At 63.2% G+C, this 19716-nt stretch carries 18 protein-coding genes; 9 read left to right on the top strand and 9 right to left on the bottom strand.

Translation table 11 applies throughout. The annotated features are described in order from the left end of the window. The 3 genes from epsC to RMO81_RS16075 all read right to left on the bottom strand — a co-directional run. Positions 1–442: serine O-acetyltransferase EpsC (gene epsC / locus RMO81_RS16085; protein ID WP_310476975.1), on the bottom strand; the 442-nt coding region annotated here is incomplete at its 3' end. Between the two features lie 154 nt (positions 443–596). Beyond that, positions 597–1115 carry a carboxymuconolactone decarboxylase family protein gene (locus RMO81_RS16080; RefSeq protein WP_310476974.1) on the bottom strand — a complete coding sequence of 173 codons (519 nt, stop codon included), beginning with the start codon at positions 1113–1115 and terminating at the stop codon, positions 597–599. A gap of 196 nt (positions 1116–1311) precedes the next feature. Then, positions 1312–1860, bottom strand: a complete 549-nt coding sequence (locus tag RMO81_RS16075; RefSeq protein ID WP_310476973.1) for a peroxiredoxin — start codon at positions 1858–1860, stop codon at positions 1312–1314. Between the two features lie 122 nt (positions 1861–1982). Here RMO81_RS16075 and RMO81_RS16070 point away from each other — a divergent pair, with 122 nt between their 5' ends. From RMO81_RS16070 to RMO81_RS16050, 5 genes are all read left to right on the top strand, one after another. After that, a complete protein-coding gene (locus tag RMO81_RS16070) occupies positions 1983–2888 on the top strand; it encodes a hydrogen peroxide-inducible genes activator (protein WP_310476972.1) in 906 nt (301 codons plus the stop codon). Between the two features lie 44 nt (positions 2889–2932). Next, positions 2933–3907: an NADPH:quinone oxidoreductase family protein gene (locus RMO81_RS16065; protein ID WP_310476971.1), complete on the top strand. Its 975-nt coding sequence runs from the start codon at positions 2933–2935 to the stop codon at positions 3905–3907. An 11-nt stretch (positions 3908–3918) separates the two neighbouring features. Next, a complete protein-coding gene (locus RMO81_RS16060; RefSeq protein ID WP_310476970.1) occupies positions 3919–5361 on the top strand; it encodes an aldehyde dehydrogenase family protein in 1443 nt (480 codons plus the stop codon). 93 nt (positions 5362–5454) lie between these two features. Beyond that, complete coding sequence (locus RMO81_RS16055; RefSeq protein WP_310476969.1) at positions 5455–6255, top strand: outer membrane protein assembly factor BamD; 801 nt, start codon at positions 5455–5457, stop codon at positions 6253–6255. Positions 6256–6280: 25 nt separating this feature from the next. Further along, complete coding sequence (locus RMO81_RS16050; protein ID WP_310476968.1) at positions 6281–6700, top strand: MAPEG family protein; 420 nt, start codon at positions 6281–6283, stop codon at positions 6698–6700. Between the two features lie 43 nt (positions 6701–6743). On the opposite strand, the gene RMO81_RS16045 is transcribed toward RMO81_RS16050, so the two are convergent. Next, positions 6744–7406 (bottom strand): MBL fold metallo-hydrolase, encoded by a 663-nt coding sequence (locus RMO81_RS16045; RefSeq protein ID WP_310476967.1) that lies wholly within the window; start codon positions 7404–7406, stop codon positions 6744–6746. A gap of 121 nt (positions 7407–7527) precedes the next feature. Between RMO81_RS16045 and RMO81_RS16040 the strand changes: the two genes are divergently transcribed. Together RMO81_RS16040 and RMO81_RS16035 are read left to right on the top strand one after the other, a co-directional pair. After that, positions 7528–9108 carry a SulP family inorganic anion transporter gene (locus RMO81_RS16040; RefSeq protein ID WP_310476966.1) on the top strand — a complete coding sequence of 527 codons (1581 nt, stop codon included), beginning with the start codon at positions 7528–7530 and terminating at the stop codon, positions 9106–9108. An 18-nt stretch (positions 9109–9126) separates the two neighbouring features. Beyond that, complete coding sequence (locus tag RMO81_RS16035) at positions 9127–9765, top strand: carbonic anhydrase (RefSeq protein WP_310476965.1); 639 nt, start codon at positions 9127–9129, stop codon at positions 9763–9765. 57 nt (positions 9766–9822) lie between these two features. Here RMO81_RS16035 and RMO81_RS16030 read toward each other — a convergent pair whose 3' ends face one another. The 5 genes from RMO81_RS16030 to RMO81_RS16010 all read right to left on the bottom strand — a co-directional run bounded on the left by RMO81_RS16030 (position 9823) and on the right by RMO81_RS16010 (position 16954). Beyond that, a complete protein-coding gene (locus RMO81_RS16030) occupies positions 9823–10302 on the bottom strand; it encodes a Rid family hydrolase (RefSeq protein WP_310476963.1) in 480 nt (159 codons plus the stop codon). Between the two features lie 88 nt (positions 10303–10390). After that, entirely contained in the window at positions 10391–13120 is a 2730-nt protein-coding gene (locus tag RMO81_RS16025; protein ID WP_310476962.1) for a TonB-dependent receptor domain-containing protein, read from the bottom strand. A gap of 321 nt (positions 13121–13441) precedes the next feature. Beyond that, positions 13442–13984 (bottom strand): GNAT family N-acetyltransferase, encoded by a 543-nt coding sequence (locus tag RMO81_RS16020; protein WP_310476961.1) that lies wholly within the window; start codon positions 13982–13984, stop codon positions 13442–13444. 9 nt (positions 13985–13993) lie between these two features. Beyond that, positions 13994–15691 (bottom strand): amidohydrolase, encoded by a 1698-nt coding sequence (locus RMO81_RS16015; protein WP_310476959.1) that lies wholly within the window; start codon positions 15689–15691, stop codon positions 13994–13996. Positions 15692–15808: 117 nt separating this feature from the next. Then, positions 15809–16954, bottom strand: coding sequence for a PEPxxWA-CTERM sorting domain-containing protein (locus tag RMO81_RS16010; protein ID WP_310476957.1), 1146 nt, complete (start codon positions 16952–16954; stop codon positions 15809–15811). 267 nt (positions 16955–17221) lie between these two features. Here RMO81_RS16010 and RMO81_RS16005 point away from each other — a divergent pair, with 267 nt between their 5' ends. Both RMO81_RS16005 and RMO81_RS16000 read left to right on the top strand, forming a co-directional pair. Next, complete coding sequence (locus tag RMO81_RS16005; protein WP_310476956.1) at positions 17222–18514, top strand: acyl-CoA dehydrogenase; 1293 nt, start codon at positions 17222–17224, stop codon at positions 18512–18514. Between the two features lie 18 nt (positions 18515–18532). Further along, positions 18533–19716 (top strand): beta-galactosidase (locus RMO81_RS16000; RefSeq protein WP_310476955.1); only part of this gene is annotated, 1184 nt, incomplete at its 3' end.

Genomic DNA, 19716 nt, shown 5'->3' with positions numbered 1-19716 from the left:
CGGCATTGGCACCGATGCGGGCGTTGGCACCGACGGTGATCGGCCCCAGCACCTGCGCGCCGGAACCGACAATGGCGCCATCGAGGATGGTCGGGTGGCGCTTGCCGCCCGTGCCGCCGGCCGGATCGGTGCCGCCGAGAGTCACGCACTGATAGATCGTCACCTCGTCGCCAATCTCGGCGGTTTCGCCGATCACCACGAAGCCGTGATCGATGAAGAAATTGCGCCCGATGCGGGCACCGGGGTGAATGTCGATGGCGGTGAGGAAGCGGCTGAAATGATTGATCAGCCGCGCCAGGAAGAAGAATCGCGCACCGAACAGCAGATGGGCGACCCGGTGCAGGCCCAGCGCCCAAACGCCGGGATAGGTGAGGATTTCCCAGCGCGAGCGCGGCGCTGGATCGCGCTGCTTCACCGAGTCGAGATAAGTGATCAGGCCCATGGCATTTCTCCGGCCGGCCCGGGAGCTGGCGACCGATTTGAGTGACACTTAATCTACTTCAAACAGAAAGGCCAGCCACCCCGCCAAGGATGACTGACCTTTCATGTTGGCCATTTTGGCGGCGTTACAAGGCCGGCGTTGTTTGTTGGCGGCGTTACAGCGCCTGAAGTGTCCGCGCCACCGCATGCACGACGGCGGCGATGCGCACCGAAGCCTGGATCTTGTCAGCGGCCACACCATGCTGGGCCAGCACCTTGTCGTGGGCGTCGATGCACATGCCGCAGCCGTTCACCGCCGAAACCGCCAGGCTGTACAGCTCGAAATCGGCCTTATCGATACCCGGCGTGCCGATCACGTTCATGCGCAGCTTAGCCGGCATCGTCTTGTAGTCCGGCCGCGACGCCATGTAGGTGAAGCGATAATAGATGTTGTTCATCGCCATGATGCTGGCGGCGGCCTTGGCAGCGTTCATCGCTTCGGGGCTGAGCTTGGTCGCGGCTTCGGCTTCGGCCGCGTCGATCAGCGGCTTGTGCGCGCAGGCATGGGCAACGGCAACGATGGTGCCCCACTTCTGTTGATCGCTGAGCAGCTGCTCGGCCAGCAGGCTGGAGACGTTGAGGCGCAGGTCCTTGGCGTAATCCGGCAGGGTCTTGGCGAGTTCGGAAAAGATCATGGGAGTTCCTTTCCCCTCGGTGGGGGAGGGTTGAACGAAGGGGAAGGGGCCGCGGCAAAGCCGCGGCTGACGTCGAACGGGTTCGACGGGCCCTTGGATTGGCTTGGAAATCCAAGCCTTCCCAAGCTTGCCCACCGCCCCGCCGGCCGGCCTTTGACGAGTCGGTGGGCAGTGCTTGCGCACTGCCCACGCGCCGTCATGCGGCTGGCTTCAACGTGTCTTGGCCTTCGGTCCAGTTGCACGGGCACAGCTCGTCGGTCTGCAGCGCGTCAAGGATGCGCAGCGTTTCGGCCGGGTTGCGGCCCACATTGAGCCCGTTGGCAGTGACGTGCTGGATGACATTGTCCGGATCGATGATGAAGGTGGCGCGCAGCGGCACACCGGCACCGGCAACGATGATGCCAAGGGCATCGGCCAGCAGCTTGCTGTTATCGGCCAGCCACGGGAAATCGCAGGCGGCCAGACGCTCGTCCGACTTGCGCCAGGCGAAGTGCACGAAATCGGTATCGGTCGACGCGCCGATCAGCACGGCATCACGATCGGCGAAATCGCTCAGCAGATCGCCATAGCCGATGATTTCGGTCGGGCAGACGAAGGTGAAATCCTTCGGCCAGTAAAACAGGATCTTCCACTTGCCCGGATAGGCGGTGGTGATGTCCAGGCTTTCGCCGTTCGGCAGCGCGGCAACGCCCTGCTGCACCGGCAGATCGAAGGAAGGAACGGTATCGCCAACGGTGAGAGCCATGAGGTGGATCCTTGTGAAATGGGGTGGAAAATCGGGCCGACCCGGGGCCAGCACGGCTCCATTGGCCTTGCACGAGATAGAAATCCAATCGATAATATCGCTGTTACAAATCGAGTTTGTCGATGACAGCCTTTCTGCCCACCTTGAAGCAATTGCAGTATCTGACCGCGCTGCACATCCACGGCCATTTCGGCCGGGCGGCGGAAACCTGCTTTGTCACCCAGTCCACCTTGTCGGCTGGCCTGGCCGAGCTGGAATCGCTGCTGGGCGTGCGCCTGGTGGAACGCAACCGCCGGGTCGTGCGCTTCACGCCGATGGGGGAACGGGTAGTGGCCAAGGCCTACACCGTGCTGCGTGAAGCCGATGAACTGGCCGGGCTGACGGTGGGCGGGGACAAGCCCTTGTCGGGTCCGCTGCGGCTGGGAGTCATCCCCACCATCGCGCCTTATCTGCTGCCCCGCGCGCTGCCGCGTGTTCGGGCCGATTGGCCGGATCTGAAACTGCACCTGCGCGAAGAGATGAGCGGCCCGGCCACCGAAGCGCTCAGCCGCGGCATGCTGGATATGGTGTTGCTGGCGCTGCCGTGGGACACGGCGGGGCTGGCGGTGATGCCGCTGTTTGAAGACCCGTTCTCGCTGGTTTTCCGCGCCGGCGATCTGCCTGATCCGCCGCCGGCCGTGGCGCCCGATGCCATTGATCCGCATCATCTGCTGCTGCTGGAAGATGGCCATTGCCTGAAGGAACAGGTGCTTTCCGCCTGTGGCCGCCCGGAACTGCGCGCCGATCCCGCCCATCGCGGCACCAGCCTGGTGACGCTGGTGGAAATGGTTGCCGGTGGTTTGGGGCAGACGCTGGTGCCAAAATTGGCGCTGGATGCCGGCATCATCGCCCACAGCGGCCTGATCGCGCGACCGGTTTCGGGAAATGCGTTTCGCACGGTGGCGCTGGTCTGGCGGCAGGGGTCCCCTCGTGAAGCGGAATTCCGCTTGTTGGGCAATTCACTATTGGCAGGATTGGCGCTGGCCTGACCGGCGGCTATGGTCAGGCAAATTCGATCTGGGGAGAGCATCACATGAAGGCCGTGCTGTGCGTTGAACATGGGCCACCGGAAAAGCTGGTGGTGAAGGATATCCCGACGCCCGAACCCGGCCGTGGCCAGGTGCGGATCAGCGTGAAGGCGGTGGGCGTGAATTTCCCCGACACGCTGATCATCCAGAATCTCTATCAGTTCAAACCGGCGCTGCCGTTCAGCCCCGGCGGCGAATGTGCCGGCGTGGTGAGCGCGGTGGGCGAAGGCGTGGCCGATATCGCCGTGGGCGACGCGGTCATCGCCATGACCGGTCACGGCGCCATGGCCGAGGAAGTAATCGCCAATCGCGGCCAGATCGTGAAGATGGCGCCGGGCATGCCGTTCGACGTCGCCGCCGGTTTCACCATGACCTATGGCACCAGCCACCACGCGCTGAAACAGCGCGGCCAGTTGAAACCCGGTGAAACGCTGTTGGTGCTGGGTGCGGCCGGCGGTGTCGGCCTGACGGCGGTGGAACTCGGCAAGGTGATGGGTGCCAAGGTGATCGCGGCGGCCAGTTCCGATGAAAAGCTGGCGTTGTGCCGCGAGATGGGCGCCGACGAGACGATCAACTATGCCACCGAAGACCTGAAGGAGCGCATCAAGGCGCTGACCAACGGGCGCGGCGTCGATGTGATCTATGATCCGGTGGGTGATCGTTTTGCCGAACCGGCCTTCCGCGGCATCGCCTGGAATGGCCGTTATCTGGTCATCGGCTTTGCGGCTGGGGCCATTCCGGCGCTGCCGCTCAATCTGCCGCTGATCAAGGGCGCCAGCATCGTCGGCGTGTTCTGGGGGGCGTTCACCCAGGCCGAGCCGGCGCTGCACCAGCAGAATATGGAAGAGCTGCTGCGTTGGTATGGCGAAGGCAAGTTGAAACCGCATGTCTCGCGCCATTTTGCGCTGGATGAAGGCGCTGAAGCGATCCGCTGGATGATGGACCGCAAGGCGCTCGGCAAGATCGTGCTGACCGTCTGAAAGGCAAGACCATGGCGCTGCGCGAGACCTATCCGCTCTATGTGGCCAATCGGGCCGAGCAGCCCAACGCCGATCTGGTGGTGACCGACAAGTTCACCGGACAGGCAGCGACGCGCGTTGCCATGGCCGATGCCGCCACCATTGATCGCGGCATTGCCGCCGCCGTGGCCGCCGCTGCACCGATGGCGGCGATGGCCAGTTTTGAACGGCAGGCGGTGCTGGCGCACTGCGTGACGCGCTTTACGGAACGGGCCGAGGAACTGGCGCAGGCGCTGTGCATCGAGGCCGGCAAACCGATCCGCGATTCCCGTGGCGAGGTCGGTCGCCTGATCGACACCTTCCGCATCGCTGCGGAAGAAAGCGTGCGGATGACGGGCGAGGTGCAGCCGCTCGATATTTCGGCGCGGGCCAAGGGCTATCAGGGCATGTGGAAACGCGTGCCCATCGGCCCGTGCAGCTTCGTGTCGCCGTTCAACTTCCCGCTCAATCTGGCCGCCCACAAGATCGCGCCGGCCATCGCAGTGGGCTGCCCGTTCGTGATGAAACCGGCCAGCCGCACGCCGCTGGGCGCCATTATCATCGGCGAAGTGCTGGCCGAAACCAATCTGCCGGCCGGCGCATTTTCGATCCTGCCCGCCCACCGCGAAGGCGCGGACCTGTTCACCACCGATGACCGGCTGAAACTGCTCAGCTTCACCGGATCGCCGGACGTGGGTTGGGATCTGAAGGCGCGCGCTGGCAAGAAGAAGGTGGTGCTGGAACTCGGCGGTAATGCAGCGGTGATCATCATGCCGGATGCCGATCTGGATGATGCGGCCGATCGCACGGTGTTTGGCGCTTTTTACCAGTCCGGCCAGTCGTGTATCGGTGTGCAGCGCATCCTGGTGCATGATGCCGTGTACGACGCCTTCAAGGCCAAGCTGGTGGAACGCACGGCAAAGCTGATCGCCGGCGATCCGCGCGAAGAAAGCACCTTCATTGGCCCGATGATCGACGTGAAGGAAGCCGCCCGGCTGGAAAACTGGATCGCCGAAGCCGTGGCCAGCGGCGCGACGCTGTTGTGTGGCGGCCAGCGCGACGGCGCCATGCTGGCGGCAACCCTGCTGGAAAATGTGCCACGCACTGCCAAGCTGAACACGGAAGAAGCCTTTGGCCCGGTGGCTTTTTTCACCCGCTTCAAATCTTTCGATGAAGCGCTGGCCATCGTCAACGACAGCAAGTTCGGCCTGCAGGCCGGCATCTTCACCCGCGATCTGTTCGAGATGCTGAAGGCCTGGGATCATCTCGATGTTGGCGGTGTCGTTATCAACGATGTGCCCAGCTACCGCGTCGACAACATGCCCTATGGCGGCGTGAAGGATTCAGGGCTGGGCCGCGAAGGCGTGCGCTTTGCCATGGAAGACATGACCGAGATCCGCAATCTGGTGATCCGCCGGCGGCCGCAGGATATGTGATGCCTGCGCCGTGGATGGGCTCGCCAGCCAGCCCTTGTTCATCCGCTTTCCCGCATCTTTCCCCATCGCAACCATCCTGCTAGGGATGCCCGCATGCCCCGTACGAACCGCATCGCTATCGCCCTTTTGCTTCTGTCTCCCGTGTTGCTCACGGCGTGCGGCGGCGGCCGCAAGGCCAAGAAGGATCAAAGCTATCTCGCTCAGGATGTGGAGACGCTTTACAGCGCTGCCCGTGAAACGCTGGCAAAGCGGCAATATCGGCTTGCCGGCGCCCAGTTCGATGAAGTCGAGCGCCAGCATCCCTACAGTGTTTGGGCGCGGCGAGCGCAGCTGATGTCGTCTTTTGCTTATTATGCCGCCGGTGAATATCAGGAAGCCATTGGTGCTTCCCAGCGTTTCCTGTCGCTGCACCCCGGCAGCCGTGAAGCGCCCTATGCCTATTACATGGTGGCGCTCAGCCACTACAACCAGATCATGTCGGTCAACAAGGATCAGAAGACCACGCAGCAGGCGCTGGATTCGCTGGGTGAACTCATCCGCCGCTATCCCAACACCGATTATGCCGCCGATGCCCGGCAGAAGATCGATCTGGCCCGCGACCATCTTGCCGGCAAGGAAATGGAGGTCGGGCGTTTCTACCAGAGCCAGGGCCTGTATCTGGCGGCGGCCATCCGGTTCCGCACCGTGATCGAGAAGTTCGACACCACCAGCCATGCGCCCGAAGCGCTGCACCGGCTGGTTGAATCCTATCTGGCCTTGGGCATCCCGGAAGAAGCGGCCAAATCGGCCGCCGTGCTGGGCAACAATTATCCGGAATCCAAATGGTATGAGCGCAGCTACAAGCTGATCGGTCGCTGGGTGCCGGAAGCACCCAAGAAAGCCTCGCAGTCCTGATTTCTGCGCACAAAAGGGGAATGCCATGCTGATTCCGGCTACGTTGCTGACTGCGGGCACCCTTGGCATCGTGTTTTTCGTGCTCAGCCTGCGGGTGGTGCAGCGGCGGCTCGCGGGCATGGTCTCAATGGGTGACGGCGGCGATCAGCGCTTGCTGGAACGCATTCGCACCCACGGCAATTTCGCCGAACATGTGCCCTTTCTGTTGGTGTTGATGGCCGGCATCGAACTGACGGCTGGCCACCACTCGCCCTGGCTTTGGATCACGGGCGGAACGCTGGTGCTGGCGCGTATTTCGCACGCCATTGGCATGTCGCGGCCATCGCCAAACGCCTTTCGTTCGGTTGGCGTGGTGGTGACCTTCACCTTGATGCTCGGGCTGTCGCTGTGGGCGCTGGCGTTGGGCCTCGGACTTGGCCCTAGTGCCACGCCGGATTTCGTCTGACGTTTGTTGGTCGCGCGTTCCAGACCGCGACCCTGAAAAATCCTCAGTCCAGCATCCGGTCGGCCACATAGGCATTGGCCTGGCGTTCGCGGCCGAAGGTGCTCATCGGGCCGTGGCCGGGAACGAAGGCCGTTTCATTGCCCAACGGCCACAGCTTGGTGGTGATGGCCGTCACCAGATCCTGAAAATTGCCCTTGGGAAAATCGGTGCGGCCGATGCTGCCCTGGAACAACACGTCGCCCACGATGGCGAGCTGTGACGGCGCGTGGTGAAACACGACATGGCCGGGCGTGTGGCCGGGGCAGTGATAGACATCCAGCACCAGTTCGCCCACCGTCACCTGATCACCATCGTGCAGCCAGCGATCGGGCGTGAAGGCTTCGGCGCCCGGCACGCCATAGGCCGCACCTTGCGCCGGGTTCATGTCGATCCAGAATTTGTCGTCGGGGTGCGGGCCTTCGATCGGCACCCCCAGATCGCGGGCCAGCACCGCCGTCAGGCCGCAATGATCGATATGACCGTGGGTGACGAGCAGTTTCTCGATGGTCACTCCATGATCGGCAGCCACCTGCTTCAACCGGTCAAGGTCGCCGCCCGGATCGGTGAAGGCGCCGCGCATGGTTTTCGTGCACCAGATCAGGGTGCAATTCTGCTGGAGGGGCGTGACCGGCACGATTACGGCTTGCAGTGGCGGCTTTGTCGACATGCCGCCATCACTGGCGAATCTGTATCCACAGTGCAAGCTAGCAGAAATATTGCTGTTCCGTAATGATGCAATGCAGCGCAGTGCTGCTATTCATTGCGGCGCTGTAATCTTAGAGGTTCGAATGCAGGAAAAGTCTGGACTGCTGGCCAGTTGGCGGCAGGATGTGCCGGCGTCGATCGTGGTGGCGCTGGTGGCGCTGCCGCTGTGTCTGGGCGTGGCGCTGGCCTCTGGCGCGCCGCTGATGGCGGGCCTGGTGGCGGGCATTGTCGGCGGTATCATGGTCGGCGCGCTCAGCGGTTCGCCGCTGTCGGTGTCTGGCCCGGCAGCCGGCCTTACCACCATCGTGCTGGCTGGCATCACCAGCCTGCCAAGCTTTGAAGCCTTTCTGCTCGCCGTCTGCCTGGCTGGCGCGTTGCAGCTGATTTTCGCTGCCACCCGTGGTGGTGTGATCGCCGAATTCGTGCCGGGGGCGGTGATCACCGGCATGCTGGCGGCCATCGGCCTGATCCTGATCCTGAAACAATTGCCGCATGCGGTTGGCTATGATCGCGATCCCGAAGGCGACATGGGCTTCATCCAGCCCGACGGTGAAAACACGCTGTCGGCGCTCAGCCATATCCTCAGCAACAATATCGTCTGGGGCGCCGCGCTGATCGCCGTGATCAGCCTGGTCTTCCTGTTCTGGTGGGACAAGGCCAAGCCCAAGGATGGCCCGTTGAAGCTGCTGCCTGGCCCGCTGGTGGTGGTGCTGTTTGCCGTGGGTGCCAACGAAGCGTTCCGCCAGTTTGCGCCCGATCTGCACATTGCTGCCAGCCATCTGGTGCAGGTGCCGGTGTCGGCGACGCCATGGGCGCTGGTCGATCAGGTGCGGCTGCCGGATTTTACCGCCATCAACAATCCCCAGGTGTGGACGGTGGCGCTCACCCTGGCCATCGTTGCCAGCCTTGAATCGCTGCTCAGCGTGAAGGCTGTGGATGAACTCGATCCCAAGCGCCGGGTGACCGACAAGAACCGCGAATTGCTGGCGCAAGGCGCGGGCAATCTCGTTTCGGGGCTGTTGGGCGGCTTGCCCGTCACCTCGGTGATCGTGCGTTCATCGGCCAATGTGGAATCGGGCGCGGATTCGCGGCTGTCCACCATGTTGCACGGGCTGTGGCTGCTGCTCGGCCTGGCGCTGATGCCGGCCATTCTCAACCTCATCCCGCTCGCGGCGCTGGCCGCCGTGCTGATCGCCACCGGTTACAAGCTGGCCAAGCCGGCGTTGTTTGTGCAGCGCTGGAAACAGGGCCTCAGCCAGTTCATCCCGTTCGTGGTGACGGTGCTGGCCATCCTGTTCACCGATCTGCTGATTGGTATCGCCATCGGCCTGGTGGTGGGCATGGCCTTTGTCATCTGGCGCTCCACCGGCAACATCATCACCTATGTCGAACTGGGGGATACGGTGATGGTGCGGGCGCGGCGCAATCTTTATTTCATGCATAAGCCGGCGTTGCAGCAGGCGCTGGAACGGGTGCCGGAAGGCGCGTCGCTGCTGATCGACCTGTCGGCGACCTCATATGTCGATCTGGATTGCATCGATATCATCAACGGCTATGCCAAGGCGGCTCAATATCGCGGCATCGATGTGAAGATCCGCGCCGATCACACCCACCGCGCTGCCGGCCAGATCAACGCGCCCATCACCCGCGCCCGCGCCACCTGAAGCTGCCCAGAGGACATCATGCAGGAAATCGATCAGCTGTTGCTGTCAAACCGGGCCTGGGCCGCCGAAATGCTGGCGGAGAACCCGGAATTCTTCAATCGCAACATCAATTTGCAGCGTCCGGTGTTCCTGTGGATTGGCTGTTCCGATAGCCGGGTCGCGCCCGATCAGATGACTCAGGCGGTGCCCGGCGGCCTGTTCGTGCATCGCAACATCGCCAATCTTGTCTATCCCGATGATCGCAACCTGATGGCCGTGCTGCATTATGCCATCAATGTGCTGGAAGTGGCCCATGTGGTGATCTGCGGCCATTATGGCTGCGGCGGCATCCAGGCGGCGCTGGATGGCGCACCCGAAGGGCCGATCGCGCACTGGCTGGAACATGCCCGCCAGGTGCTGGACGAACACCGCGGCGAGATCGAGGGGCTGCCGCAAGGCGAGCAGCAGGTGAACCGGCTGGTGGAAATCAATGTCCGCGATCAGCTGCTGCATCTGGCGCGCACCGGGCCGGTGCAGGATGCCTTTGCCGCCGGCAAACCATTGCAGCTGCACGGCTGGGTCTATGATCTGCGCGACGGGCATATCAAGCCGCTGATGCTCATCGATCACCAGACGATCCTGAACGAAGTACCGAAACCGGAACGCGTGCTGCTGTAGTGCAAGACGGGCCACCGGGTTGCCCCGGCGGCCCGCCTGATTGCGCGGTGCGCGGCCTTATTTGGCCGCGATCACCGTCAGTTCCACCAGGAACTGCGGGCCGGCCAGTGCGCTGATCTGCATGGTGGTGCGGGTGGTGGTGGTGGGGTTTTCGGCCGTGTTGAAGAACTCCGCGAACCCGGCGTTGAAGCCGGCGAAGTCCATCTTGCCGTCCATGCCCGGCGCGGCGACCAGATAGGCATCCATGCGCACGATGTCCTTCATGGTCATGCCGTGGGTTGCCAGCAGTTCCTTGATCTTGTTCAGCGTGCTGATCGTCTGGGTCTTGGTGTCACCATAATCGCTGCCGCCGGGCGTCGCCGGCGAAGCGAGGTTGCCCGACAGATAGACGGTGGTGGCCTTGGCCGAAACCTTGGCGGCGGTGAGGATGCGGCCGCCGGCCGGGCCGACCTTTTCAACATTGGCCTTCGGCGCGGCCAGCGCCGGCGCAGCAGCGGCCATCGCCAGGCCCGCAGCAGCAAGTGCGATCAGTTTCATGGTGGTTCCCCTTCGGTTGCAAAAAGAAGCGGGCGGCAGGATTGTCCTGCCGCCCGCTGTTGGCAAGCGATATTGCTTGCGCCTCCGCTTAGAACTTGGCGGTGGCGCGCACGTACCAGAAGCCGCCCGCCTGACCCAGCGGCGAGGAGCCGGGGTAGATGGAGCCGTTGGCCTGGCCGCCGGTCGACGGATAGGCGTTGCGGGTTTCAACGTCCGGATAATTGTTGAACAGGTTTTCGACACCCACCGCGAGACGATAATTCTCGGCGACGGTGAACCCGGCTTCGACGTCGATGCCGATTTCGGAGCCGAACGTCTTGCCCCACTCACCCGTTTGCGCGGCTGCATTCGGCGCCGGATACAGGGCGCGGAAGGCCACCGGATCCACGCCAGCCGGCACCGAGCCGATCGGCAGGAAGTAGGTGGTGAACTTGCCGAAATAATTGGCTCGCACCGTCAGGTCGAACGCACCGTTGGTGTAGGCGGTGCTCAGCACAGCGCGCCAGCGCGGGTTGCTGTCCTCGATGTTGCCCTTGCGGGTGTTGTCGATCAGGCTCAGCACGCGGGTATCTGTCGGCCGGATGGTCGACAGGGCGATCGTCCGGCGATCGGTGACCTTGGTCTTGTTGTAGTTGACCGCGATGCTGGAGTTCAGGCGACCGCCACCGACATCAGCCCGGTGCGACAACACGATGTCAAAACCTTGCGTGCGGGTGCGGAAGCCGTTGGTGAAATAGTTCACCTGGCCCAGATCAAGTGCAGTGGTCAGGCCCAGCGCCAGCAGCGCCTGCTGATCTGCCGCGGTTGTGTTAATCGACGAGGTGATGCCGATACGGTCCTTGACGACGATGTTGTAGAAATCGACCGTCAGGTTGAAGCCGCTGCCCGGGGTGACGACAAAGCCGCCCGAGAAGCTGGTCGATTTTTCGGGGGTCAGTTCTTTGGCGCCGTAATATTGCGCCGAGATGCTGTCCGGACGAGCAGTCTGCGTTGCCACCGGCACTGCGCTGCCCTGCGGGAAGCCGGTTTGCGTGTTCTGGGTGAACTGCTGGCCGGGCGTTGGCGCGCGGAAGCCGGTCGACGCGGCACCGCGCAGGGCGATGACATCGTTGATGGCCCAACGGGCGCTGAACTTGCCGTTGAAGGTGCTGCCGAAGTCGTTGAAATAATCGTAGCGTGCAGCAAGGCCGAGATCGAGGCCTTCAACCACTTCGGCTTCGAAATCGAGGTAGGCCGAATAGTTGTTGCGGCCACCTTCAGCCACCGAATCCGGACCGAAGCCCGGGAAGCCGTTGGCACCCACGGCCTTGGTCACGTTGAAGCGCGTGAGATCGTTGCGCTCAACCAGCTGCGAACCGAACGGACCCGGTTCCCACGAAGCGCGGTCACCCAGGCCAACCGCGAAGGTTTCGCGGCGGAATTCCAGACCGGCAGCGATGAACAGCGGCTTGTAGAGGCCGATATCGGTTTCATAGCTGAAATCGGCGTTGATGTTGTATTCCTGCTGCGTGACCTTGCCGAGGTAGAAATCGGTCGGCGACGCAGGGCCCAGCGACGGGTTCAGCGTATCATACATGAAATACCGGATCTGGTTGCGGCCAAAGGCGGCGGTGAAGTCATACTTCAGCCCGCCTTCGGTCGAACCCTTGTAGCCGCCGACGATCGACAGATCTTCGATCGAGGCTTCGAACACTGGCACGAAGCCGTTGGGGAAGATCGACGTTTCCGAGAAGGTGCGGCCCTCAGCGTCAAAGACGGCACGGCCGGACACCGGATCGGTGCCGATGCGATCCAGATACCACGGCGTGCCGATCGACTTGCCGAACGTGCCGGTGCCCGGACGCAGCGGGATGTCCTGAGCGCTCACGGCGATCGGGCGGCGATAGTTGAAATCGTTGGACTGGCGCTGCCAGCCATAGTTGCCGAAGGCATAGACTTCATCGCCATCACCCACCGGCACAGCGGCGTTCCACACCACGCGATAGGCGCGGTTGGACGGCTGGCCCAGACGGTTGCCCGTGGGGCGCGGCGGCGTGATGCCGGCGGCGATCAGCGGGGCGATTTCCGGGCGCGGCACCGAACGGTCGAACACGTTCTGATCGATGAATTCGCCGGTGATGTTGAAGAAGCCGCCATCACCCAGCTTGAAGCCGGCGTTGGCGCTGAGCTGCAGGTCTTCACCGTCGCCGCGATAGGTCTGGCCATAGCGCGCAGCCAGGTTCAGGCCCGAATCGGCGCGGCTGAGACCGATGTTGATCACGCCGGCGATGGCGTCGGAGCCATATTGCGCGGCAGCGCCGTCGCGCAGCACTTCGATGCGGCTGACGGCCGGGCTCGAAATCTGCGACAGGTCGGGGCCCTGCGAACCGACGTTCAGGGCGTCACCGGTGACCTGCACCAGCGCCGAACGGTGCATGCGCTTGCCGTTGATCAGCACAAGAATCTGGTCAGCCGGCAGGCCGCGCAAGTTGGGCGGACGCACGAACGCTGAGGCATCGCCCAACAGGTTGCGGTTCTGGTTGAACGACGGCACCAGCGTCTTGATGATGTTCTGCAGTTGCGGCGACGGTTGCGCCTTGAAATCGTCGGCGCTGAAGACATCGATCGGCACCGGGCTTTCGCCCACGGTGCGGTCGGTCCGGCGGGTGCCGGTGACGATGATCGTGGTGTCTTCCTTGGATCCTGCGGCGGCGGTTTCCTGATCGTCGGCAGCAGCATCGGCAAGGGCCGGTGCGGCCATGCCGGCGAGCACGAGAGCGACCATCGAGGTGGCCAGCTTCAGATCGACCCTTTGGGCCTGTTCGTTCATTCGCGACATGTTAGTCCCCTGGTTGAATTTCGATATGCCAATCGCCGGCCTATGTGCAGCGGCCCCCCAGCCGTCCCGAATCGACACACGGCCAAAGCCGCCGCCGATCCGCCTTGTCCACTCGTTGGCAACGCCCGCCGGCATCTGTCCAGAAAGCCTTGGTTTCAGGCCTGCAAGCGGATGCCGAATTGACGCCTTCAAGCGCCAAAACAATCGTGCCTGACATACGCCATTCGCGCACCCCGCAATTTGGCCGCAGGGCTGTTGCGGCAATGATACAGTTGCGAAGCGTTGCATTGGCGCAACACAATGTGGGCCTGGCGGCCTGTTTCAGGCGGGGAGTTGCTTTTTCATCGGCACAAATCGCACCTGCACGCCGCCGCAATCCTGATTGATCTGACCCATCGCGACATAGCCATAGGCGGCATAGAAGGGCACGCCGGGCAGGGTGGCCATCAGTTCGGTGCGGGCAAATCCGGCTGCCGCGGCTGCCTCTTCGCAGGCCTTGAGCAAGGCCGCACCCACGCCGCGCCGGGCGGCCTGCGGCGCCACGAAAAAGGCGCGAACCTTGGCGGCATCGCGCGCCGGATCGAGCAGGCCGGATTCGCGCCCGGCAAAACGGTCACCGCCGAACAGCGTGGCGCGCCGGCTCCAGCCGCCGCAGCCCAGCCGCACGCCGGTGCTGTCTTCCACCACCAGATAGGTGCCATCGGCCACCAGCTCGCTATCCACGCCAAACACATGGGTGATGGCGGCCTCGGTTTCTTCGGGCGTGTAAAAGCCCTGGCTCAGGATGCGGGCCGAGGCGGTGATGATGGCTTCCAGCGCCGGGATTTCATCGGCGCAGGCCGGGCGGATGTGCAGATCGGTCATGGCAGCGCCTCATGCCCGATGCATGCTGCGCCCGTCCACCACCGTCTCGATGATCTTGATGTCCTTGATGTGATCGGGCTTCACCACGGTCGGGTCTTCGGCCAGCACGACATAATCGGCCAGTTTGCCGGCGGTCAGACTGCCCTTGATGGCTTCTTCCTTGGCGGCCCAGGCGCCGTTCAGGCTGTTGATGCGGATGGCCTCCAGCACGGAAACGCGCTGATTGGCGCCCCAGGTTTCACCGTTCCAGCCGGTGCGGGTCACCATGCCCTGGATGCCCATCAGCGGCGCGAACGGCCCGGGGAAGAAATCGCTGCCAGCGCACACCTTGATGCCGTGATCGAGGAAATCGCGGAAGGCCATGGCTTGGGCCATGCGATCGGCCCCGTAAAATCCGAACTTGTCGCTGTTGTAATAGGCATAGCTGGTGAACGGCGCCGGCACCGCGCCCAGCGCCGCCATGCGTTTGAGGATGCCGGCGTTGACCAATGTGCAATGGGTGATCTTGGGCCGCAGATCCTTCACCGCCAGTTTTGCTTGCGCGCGTTCAAAGGCGGTCAGCGCCATGTCGATCGCCACGTCGCCATTGGCGTGGATGTTGGGCTGGATGCCGGCGCGCACGACTTTTTCCACCCAGGCGTCGAGCACGTCCTGCGGTTCGGTGACATTGCCATAATAGGCCGGCGTGCGGCCGGCATAGGGCGTGGAAAGCGCCATGGTGCGTTCGGAAAAACTGCCATCGGCGGTGTGTTCGGCGGTGGCGCCCAGCTTGATCCAATCATCGCCAAAGCCGGTCTTCAGGCCGGCGGCGATCATCTGATCGACCATCGCCCCCCAGGCTTCGTAATTCACCCGGTGTTTCAGCCCACCTGCGGCGCGCACATCCTGAATGGCGGCCAGATCGCCGCCCTGGTGATGCACCGTGGTCAGGCCATAGCGGCTGAATTCGCCGCTGATATGCGCCATGCCGGCACGAGCGCGCTTGGCCTTTTCGGCCGCATCCAGCACCGGGCGCTGGCCCTTTTCCTCCACCAGATCAATGGCATTGTCGGTGATGCGGCCACTCAGCCGGCCATCGGGCAGCCGATCGAAGGTGCCGCCGGGCGGGTTCTGTGTGTCGCGCGTTACCCCGGCCATGGCCAGCGCAAAGCTGTTGACGAACACGGTGTGCCCGCCGCGGTGGCGCACCATCACCGGGTGGGTGGTGCTGATCCTGTCGAGATCATCCACCGTCAACTGCCGGCCATCCTTCAGCTTGGTATCGTCGTGGAAATAGCCATCGACCCAATAGCCGGGCGGCGTGACCGCAGCCTTGGCGCGCAATTTGTCGATGATCGACGCGATGGTGACGAACTCCACCTCGAACGGATTGCCCACCAGGGTTTCATACAGCAGCACATCACCGATCGGGTGATTGTGGCAATCAATGAAGCCCGGCACCACGCAGGCGCCTTTCAGATCGATCATGCGTGTGCTCTTGCCGGCCAGGCCCTTCACGGCATCGCCGCCAACGGCCATGATGCGGCCATCCTTGATCGCCATCGCACTGGCTGCAAGCTGCGTATCGTCCGTGGTGATCAGCCGGCCATTGTGCAGGATCGTATCGGCATCGCGTTCATGGGCTGCGGCCCGCGCGGCCCAACTGGCCCACAATGGCGTGGCCATGGCGGCGGCAAGCAGGTGGCGGCGATTGGCGTTGATGATCATCGGTTGGTCTCCCAAGCCGGCATCGTCGCCCCACAAACCATCTAGTGCAAGAGGCCAAGAAAAAGGGCGGAGCCGGCCCCCGCCAACCCCGCCCACTTCGCGACGAGCGAAATCAGGTCAGCCGGGCTGGCTCACGGCGCGGCGGCGGGCGATGCTGCCCACCAGGCCAAAGCCCAGCATCATCATCATCCAGCTGGCCGGTTCCGGCACCGGATCGAACACGTCACCGGCCACGTTCATGGTCAGCGTGTAGTTGCGGCCACCCACACTGCCCGTTGGCGCGAAATCGGCGAAGGTGAAGGTGAAGATGTCGTTCACGGTTCCAACCACGAGCGGATTGAAGCTGATCGAATAATTGTTGGTGAAGCCGCCATCCAGACCATTGGTGAAGGTGCTGATGGTGCTGGTGAACTGGCTGTTGCTGGTCGAACGGCTGATCGACGTCAGGCTCAGCCCGGCGGTGTTGATATTGCCGATGTTGGTGATGTTGAAGTTCAGCAGGGCCGGGCCACTGCCCAGTGCCAGCGAACCGAAGTTCAGAGAACTGCTGGTCACGGTCGAGCTGTTGCTGAACGACGGATTGGCAAAGTTCAGATAATCATAGGCAACGCTGTAGACATTGCTCGCCGCCGTGGCGCCGCCCACAACGAAAGCGCTTCTGGCAAAACCGGTGGTGACCCCGGAACCATTGATGATCCGGGTGTTGCTGTTGCTTACCGACGTGGAGAAATTCACCGAACCCGCGCCGGTGCCGGCGAGATTGACCAGGTTACTGCTGGCAACGGCGGTGGTGCCGGACAGCGTGCCGGTGGTGGAGGAGGTGTTGTTGCTGGACTGGTTGAGGCAGTCACCCGAATTGCATTTGGGGGTGGCCGCAAAGCTGGTGGTGCTGATGCTGGTGCCGCCGATGGAAACCGTGCCGCTGATGCCCGAGGTCACGTCTACGGTGCGGCCGGAGCCCGATGCCGGGATGGCGCCGGTGGCCGAAACGCTCACCGTATAGGGCAGTGTCACGCTCATCCGCGCGCCGACCAGGATGCCGGTGTTGGTGTCGAAACGGCTGATCGGGATCAGAGTCGGCCCGGTGCTGCTGACGGTACCGATGAAGGTGGTGGTGCCCGGCCCGACGCGCGACTGCTGTTGGGTGGTGGTGAATTGGGAGGCGTTGACCGTCTGGGTCACCGTGATCGGCGTTGCCGCCATCACCGACCCTGCCATGCCAACAGCCGCCATGGCTGAAACAAACGTTGCAATCTTGTTCACGTGACCCATCTTTCTTGTCCCGACCCCATGGGACTTGCCTTTTAATTTGCAAGATACGTGCCAAGTTCAGAAAATCATGTAACATCTTGAAAATGGACAATAGTTAAGGAAGTATTTACATCCATTTTGTAAACTGGCCCGACAAAATTCGCGCCATATTGACGCAATCTCTCCGGCTGCCGCTGCTGCGTGCACCTCCCCCAATCAACCAGTTTTGCCGCGACCGCAGGCGGCCCACAGTGGCCATGAAAAAGGGAGGACCAACCCATGGATTTCGCGCTGCCCGCTGATCTGATCGCCTATCTGGCCGAGCTTGACGCCTTCATCGAAGCCGAGATCAAGCCGCTGGAGAATCAGGACGACAATATCCGCTTCTTCGATCACCGCCGCGAATGGGCGCGCACCGATTTCGAACATGGCGGCCTGCCACGCCGCGAATGGGAATTGCTGCTGCGCGAGGCCAGCATCCGCGCCGACAACGCCGGCCACTGGCGGTTTTCGGCGCCGAAGAAATACGGCGGCAAGGATGGCAGCAACCTGTGGATGGCAGTGATCCGCGACAAGTTCGCAGCAAAGGGCCTGGGCCTGCACAATGATCTGCAGAACGAACACAGCATCGTCGGCAATTTCCCGTTTGTTGCCATGTTTGAATCATTCGGCACCGAGGCGCAGCAGCAGGAATTCATCCTGGGTGGTTTCGCCCGCAAACGCATCACTGCCTTCGGCCTGACCGAGCCTGATCACGGCAGCGACGCCACCCACATGGAAACCACCGCCGTCGCCGAATCCCGCGACGGTGTGGATGGCTGGCTGATCAACGGCGAGAAAATGTGGACGACCGGCATGCACGTCGCCACCCACTGCGCCACCTTCTGCCGCACATCGGGCGCGCCCGGTGCAGCGCGCGGCATCAGCTGCTTCCTGGTGCCCACCGACACGCACGGCCTGAAGGTCGAGGAATATCTGTGGACGTTCAACATGCCCACCGATCACCCGCGGGTGAGCTTTACCAACGTGTGGGTGCCGGATTCGACCCGGCTGGGCCCGGCCGATGGCGGCCTGTCGCTGGCGCAGAGCTTTGTTCACCAGAACCGCATCCGCCAAGCCGCATCGTCGTTGGGCGCGGCGACCTTCTGCGTGGAAGAGAGCGTGAAATACGCCCGGACCCGCAAGCCGTTCGGGGAGGCGCTGTCGAAAAATCAGGCCATCCAGTTCCCGCTGGTCGAGCTCGCCACCCAGTGCGAAATGCTGCGCCTGATGATCTACAAGACCGCTTGGGACATGGACAACATGCCCCACGAGGCCATCGAGAGCCAGCTTTCGGACAAGATTTCCATGTGCAATTACTGGGCCAACCGGTTGGTGTGCGAAGCCGCCGACCGGGCGATGCAGGTGCACGGCGGCATTGGCTACAGCCGGCACAAGCCGTTCGAACATATCTTCCGCCACCACCGTCGCTATCGCATCACCGAAGGTTCCGAAGAGATCCAGATGCGCAAGGTGGCCGCCTATCTGTTCGGTTATCTGGGGCCGCGAAAGCAGCTGTTCGCTGACCTGTGATCGTGGCATGCCTGCCGCATGAAACTGGGCGTTTGCTGGTATCCTGAACAATGGCCTGAGCCGCTTTGGGCCAGCGATGTGCAGCGCATGGCGGCGCTGGGCCTGTCGTTCGTGCGGATCGGGGAATTTGCCTGGAGCCGGATCGAGCCGGAACCTGGTCAGTTCGACTGGGACTGGCTCGACCGCGCTGTGGACCTTGCGCACGCGGCGGGCCTCGAAGTGGTGATGGGCACGCCCACCGCCACACCGCCGAAATGGCTGGTGGACGCGTATCCCGAAATCCTCGCCAAGGGTCGCGACGGGCAGGTGCGCGGCTTTGGCTCGCGCCGGCATTATTGTTTTTCGTCCGACGTCTTTCTGGAACAGGCCAAGCGCATCACTTCGCTGATGGCGCAGCGCTATGGCCAGCATCCGGCCGTCACCGCCTGGCAGACCGACAATGAATATGGCTGCCACGACACGGTGGTGAGCACCTCTGATGCCGCCAAGGCCGGCTTTCGGCGCTGGTTGGCGGCGCGCTATGGCAGTGTTGCGGCGCTGAACACGGCGTGGGGCTTGGCGTTCTGGAGCCAGGAGTATCGCGGCTTTGACGAGGTGGATGCGCCGTTCGGCACCGTCACCGAAAGCCACCCGGCGCACCGGCTGGATTGGCAGCGCTATTCGTCGGCCATGGTGGAGCGCTTCAACGCCGCGCAGGTGGAAATCCTGCGCGCGGCGTCGCCGGGCCGGGATATTTCCCACAATTTCATGGGGCTGTTTACGGAATTCGATCATTTTGCCGTTGGCCGCCAGATGGATGTGGCCGCGTGGGATAGCTATCCGATCGGCTTTCTGGGGCAGGGGCCGTTCACTGCGGCCGACAAGGCGCGTTATCTGCGCACCGGCCACCCGGATCTGACCGCCTTCCACCACAGCCTGTATCGTGCCTGCGGGCAGGGGCGCTGGTGGGTGATCGAACAACAGCCCGGCCCGGTGAACTGGGCGGCGTGGAACCCGGCACCAGCCAAGGGCGCGGTGGAATTGTGGGGTTGGGAAGCTGTCGCCCACGGCGCCGAGCGCATGAGCTGGTTCCGCTGGCGGCAGGCACCCACGGGGCAGGAGGCGATGCACGCCGGGCTGAACCGGCCCGACAACCAGCCAGCAGCGGCGTGGCCGGAAGTGGCGGCGCTCAGTGCCGGGCTGGCCACGCTGGGCCCGCTGCC

The organism is Sandarakinorhabdus sp., from assembly GCF_031422795.1.
Lineage (GTDB): Bacteria > Pseudomonadota > Alphaproteobacteria > Sphingomonadales > Sphingomonadaceae > Sandarakinorhabdus.
The sequence above is the reverse complement of the archived record's forward strand: the minus strand, read 5'-3'. Positions and strand labels throughout refer to the sequence as shown.

Excerpts from the sequence above, each read along its gene's own strand:
- RMO81_RS16080 (WP_310476974.1), bottom strand. The coding sequence starts at position 1,115 with ATGATCTTTTCCGAACTCGCCAAGACCCTGCCGGATTACGCCAAGGAC.
- RMO81_RS16075 (WP_310476973.1), bottom strand. The coding sequence starts at position 1,860 with ATGGCTCTCACCGTTGGCGATACCGTTCCTTCCTTCGATCTGCCGGTG.
- RMO81_RS16070 (WP_310476972.1), top strand. The coding sequence starts at position 1,983 with ATGACAGCCTTTCTGCCCACCTTGAAGCAATTGCAGTATCTGACCGCG.
- RMO81_RS16065 (WP_310476971.1), top strand. The coding sequence starts at position 2,933 with ATGAAGGCCGTGCTGTGCGTTGAACATGGGCCACCGGAAAAGCTGGTG.
- RMO81_RS16060 (WP_310476970.1), top strand. The coding sequence starts at position 3,919 with ATGGCGCTGCGCGAGACCTATCCGCTCTATGTGGCCAATCGGGCCGAG.
- RMO81_RS16055 (WP_310476969.1), top strand. The coding sequence starts at position 5,455 with ATGCCCCGTACGAACCGCATCGCTATCGCCCTTTTGCTTCTGTCTCCC.
- RMO81_RS16050 (WP_310476968.1), top strand. The coding sequence starts at position 6,281 with ATGCTGATTCCGGCTACGTTGCTGACTGCGGGCACCCTTGGCATCGTG.
- RMO81_RS16045 (WP_310476967.1), bottom strand. The coding sequence starts at position 7,406 with ATGTCGACAAAGCCGCCACTGCAAGCCGTAATCGTGCCGGTCACGCCC.
- RMO81_RS16040 (WP_310476966.1), top strand. The coding sequence starts at position 7,528 with ATGCAGGAAAAGTCTGGACTGCTGGCCAGTTGGCGGCAGGATGTGCCG.
- RMO81_RS16035 (WP_310476965.1), top strand. The coding sequence starts at position 9,127 with ATGCAGGAAATCGATCAGCTGTTGCTGTCAAACCGGGCCTGGGCCGCC.
- RMO81_RS16030 (WP_310476963.1), bottom strand. The coding sequence starts at position 10,302 with ATGAAACTGATCGCACTTGCTGCTGCGGGCCTGGCGATGGCCGCTGCT.
- RMO81_RS16025 (WP_310476962.1), bottom strand. The coding sequence starts at position 13,120 with ATGTCGCGAATGAACGAACAGGCCCAAAGGGTCGATCTGAAGCTGGCC.
- RMO81_RS16020 (WP_310476961.1), bottom strand. The coding sequence starts at position 13,984 with ATGACCGATCTGCACATCCGCCCGGCCTGCGCCGATGAAATCCCGGCG.
- RMO81_RS16015 (WP_310476959.1), bottom strand. The coding sequence starts at position 15,691 with ATGATCATCAACGCCAATCGCCGCCACCTGCTTGCCGCCGCCATGGCC.
- RMO81_RS16005 (WP_310476956.1), top strand. The coding sequence starts at position 17,222 with ATGGATTTCGCGCTGCCCGCTGATCTGATCGCCTATCTGGCCGAGCTT.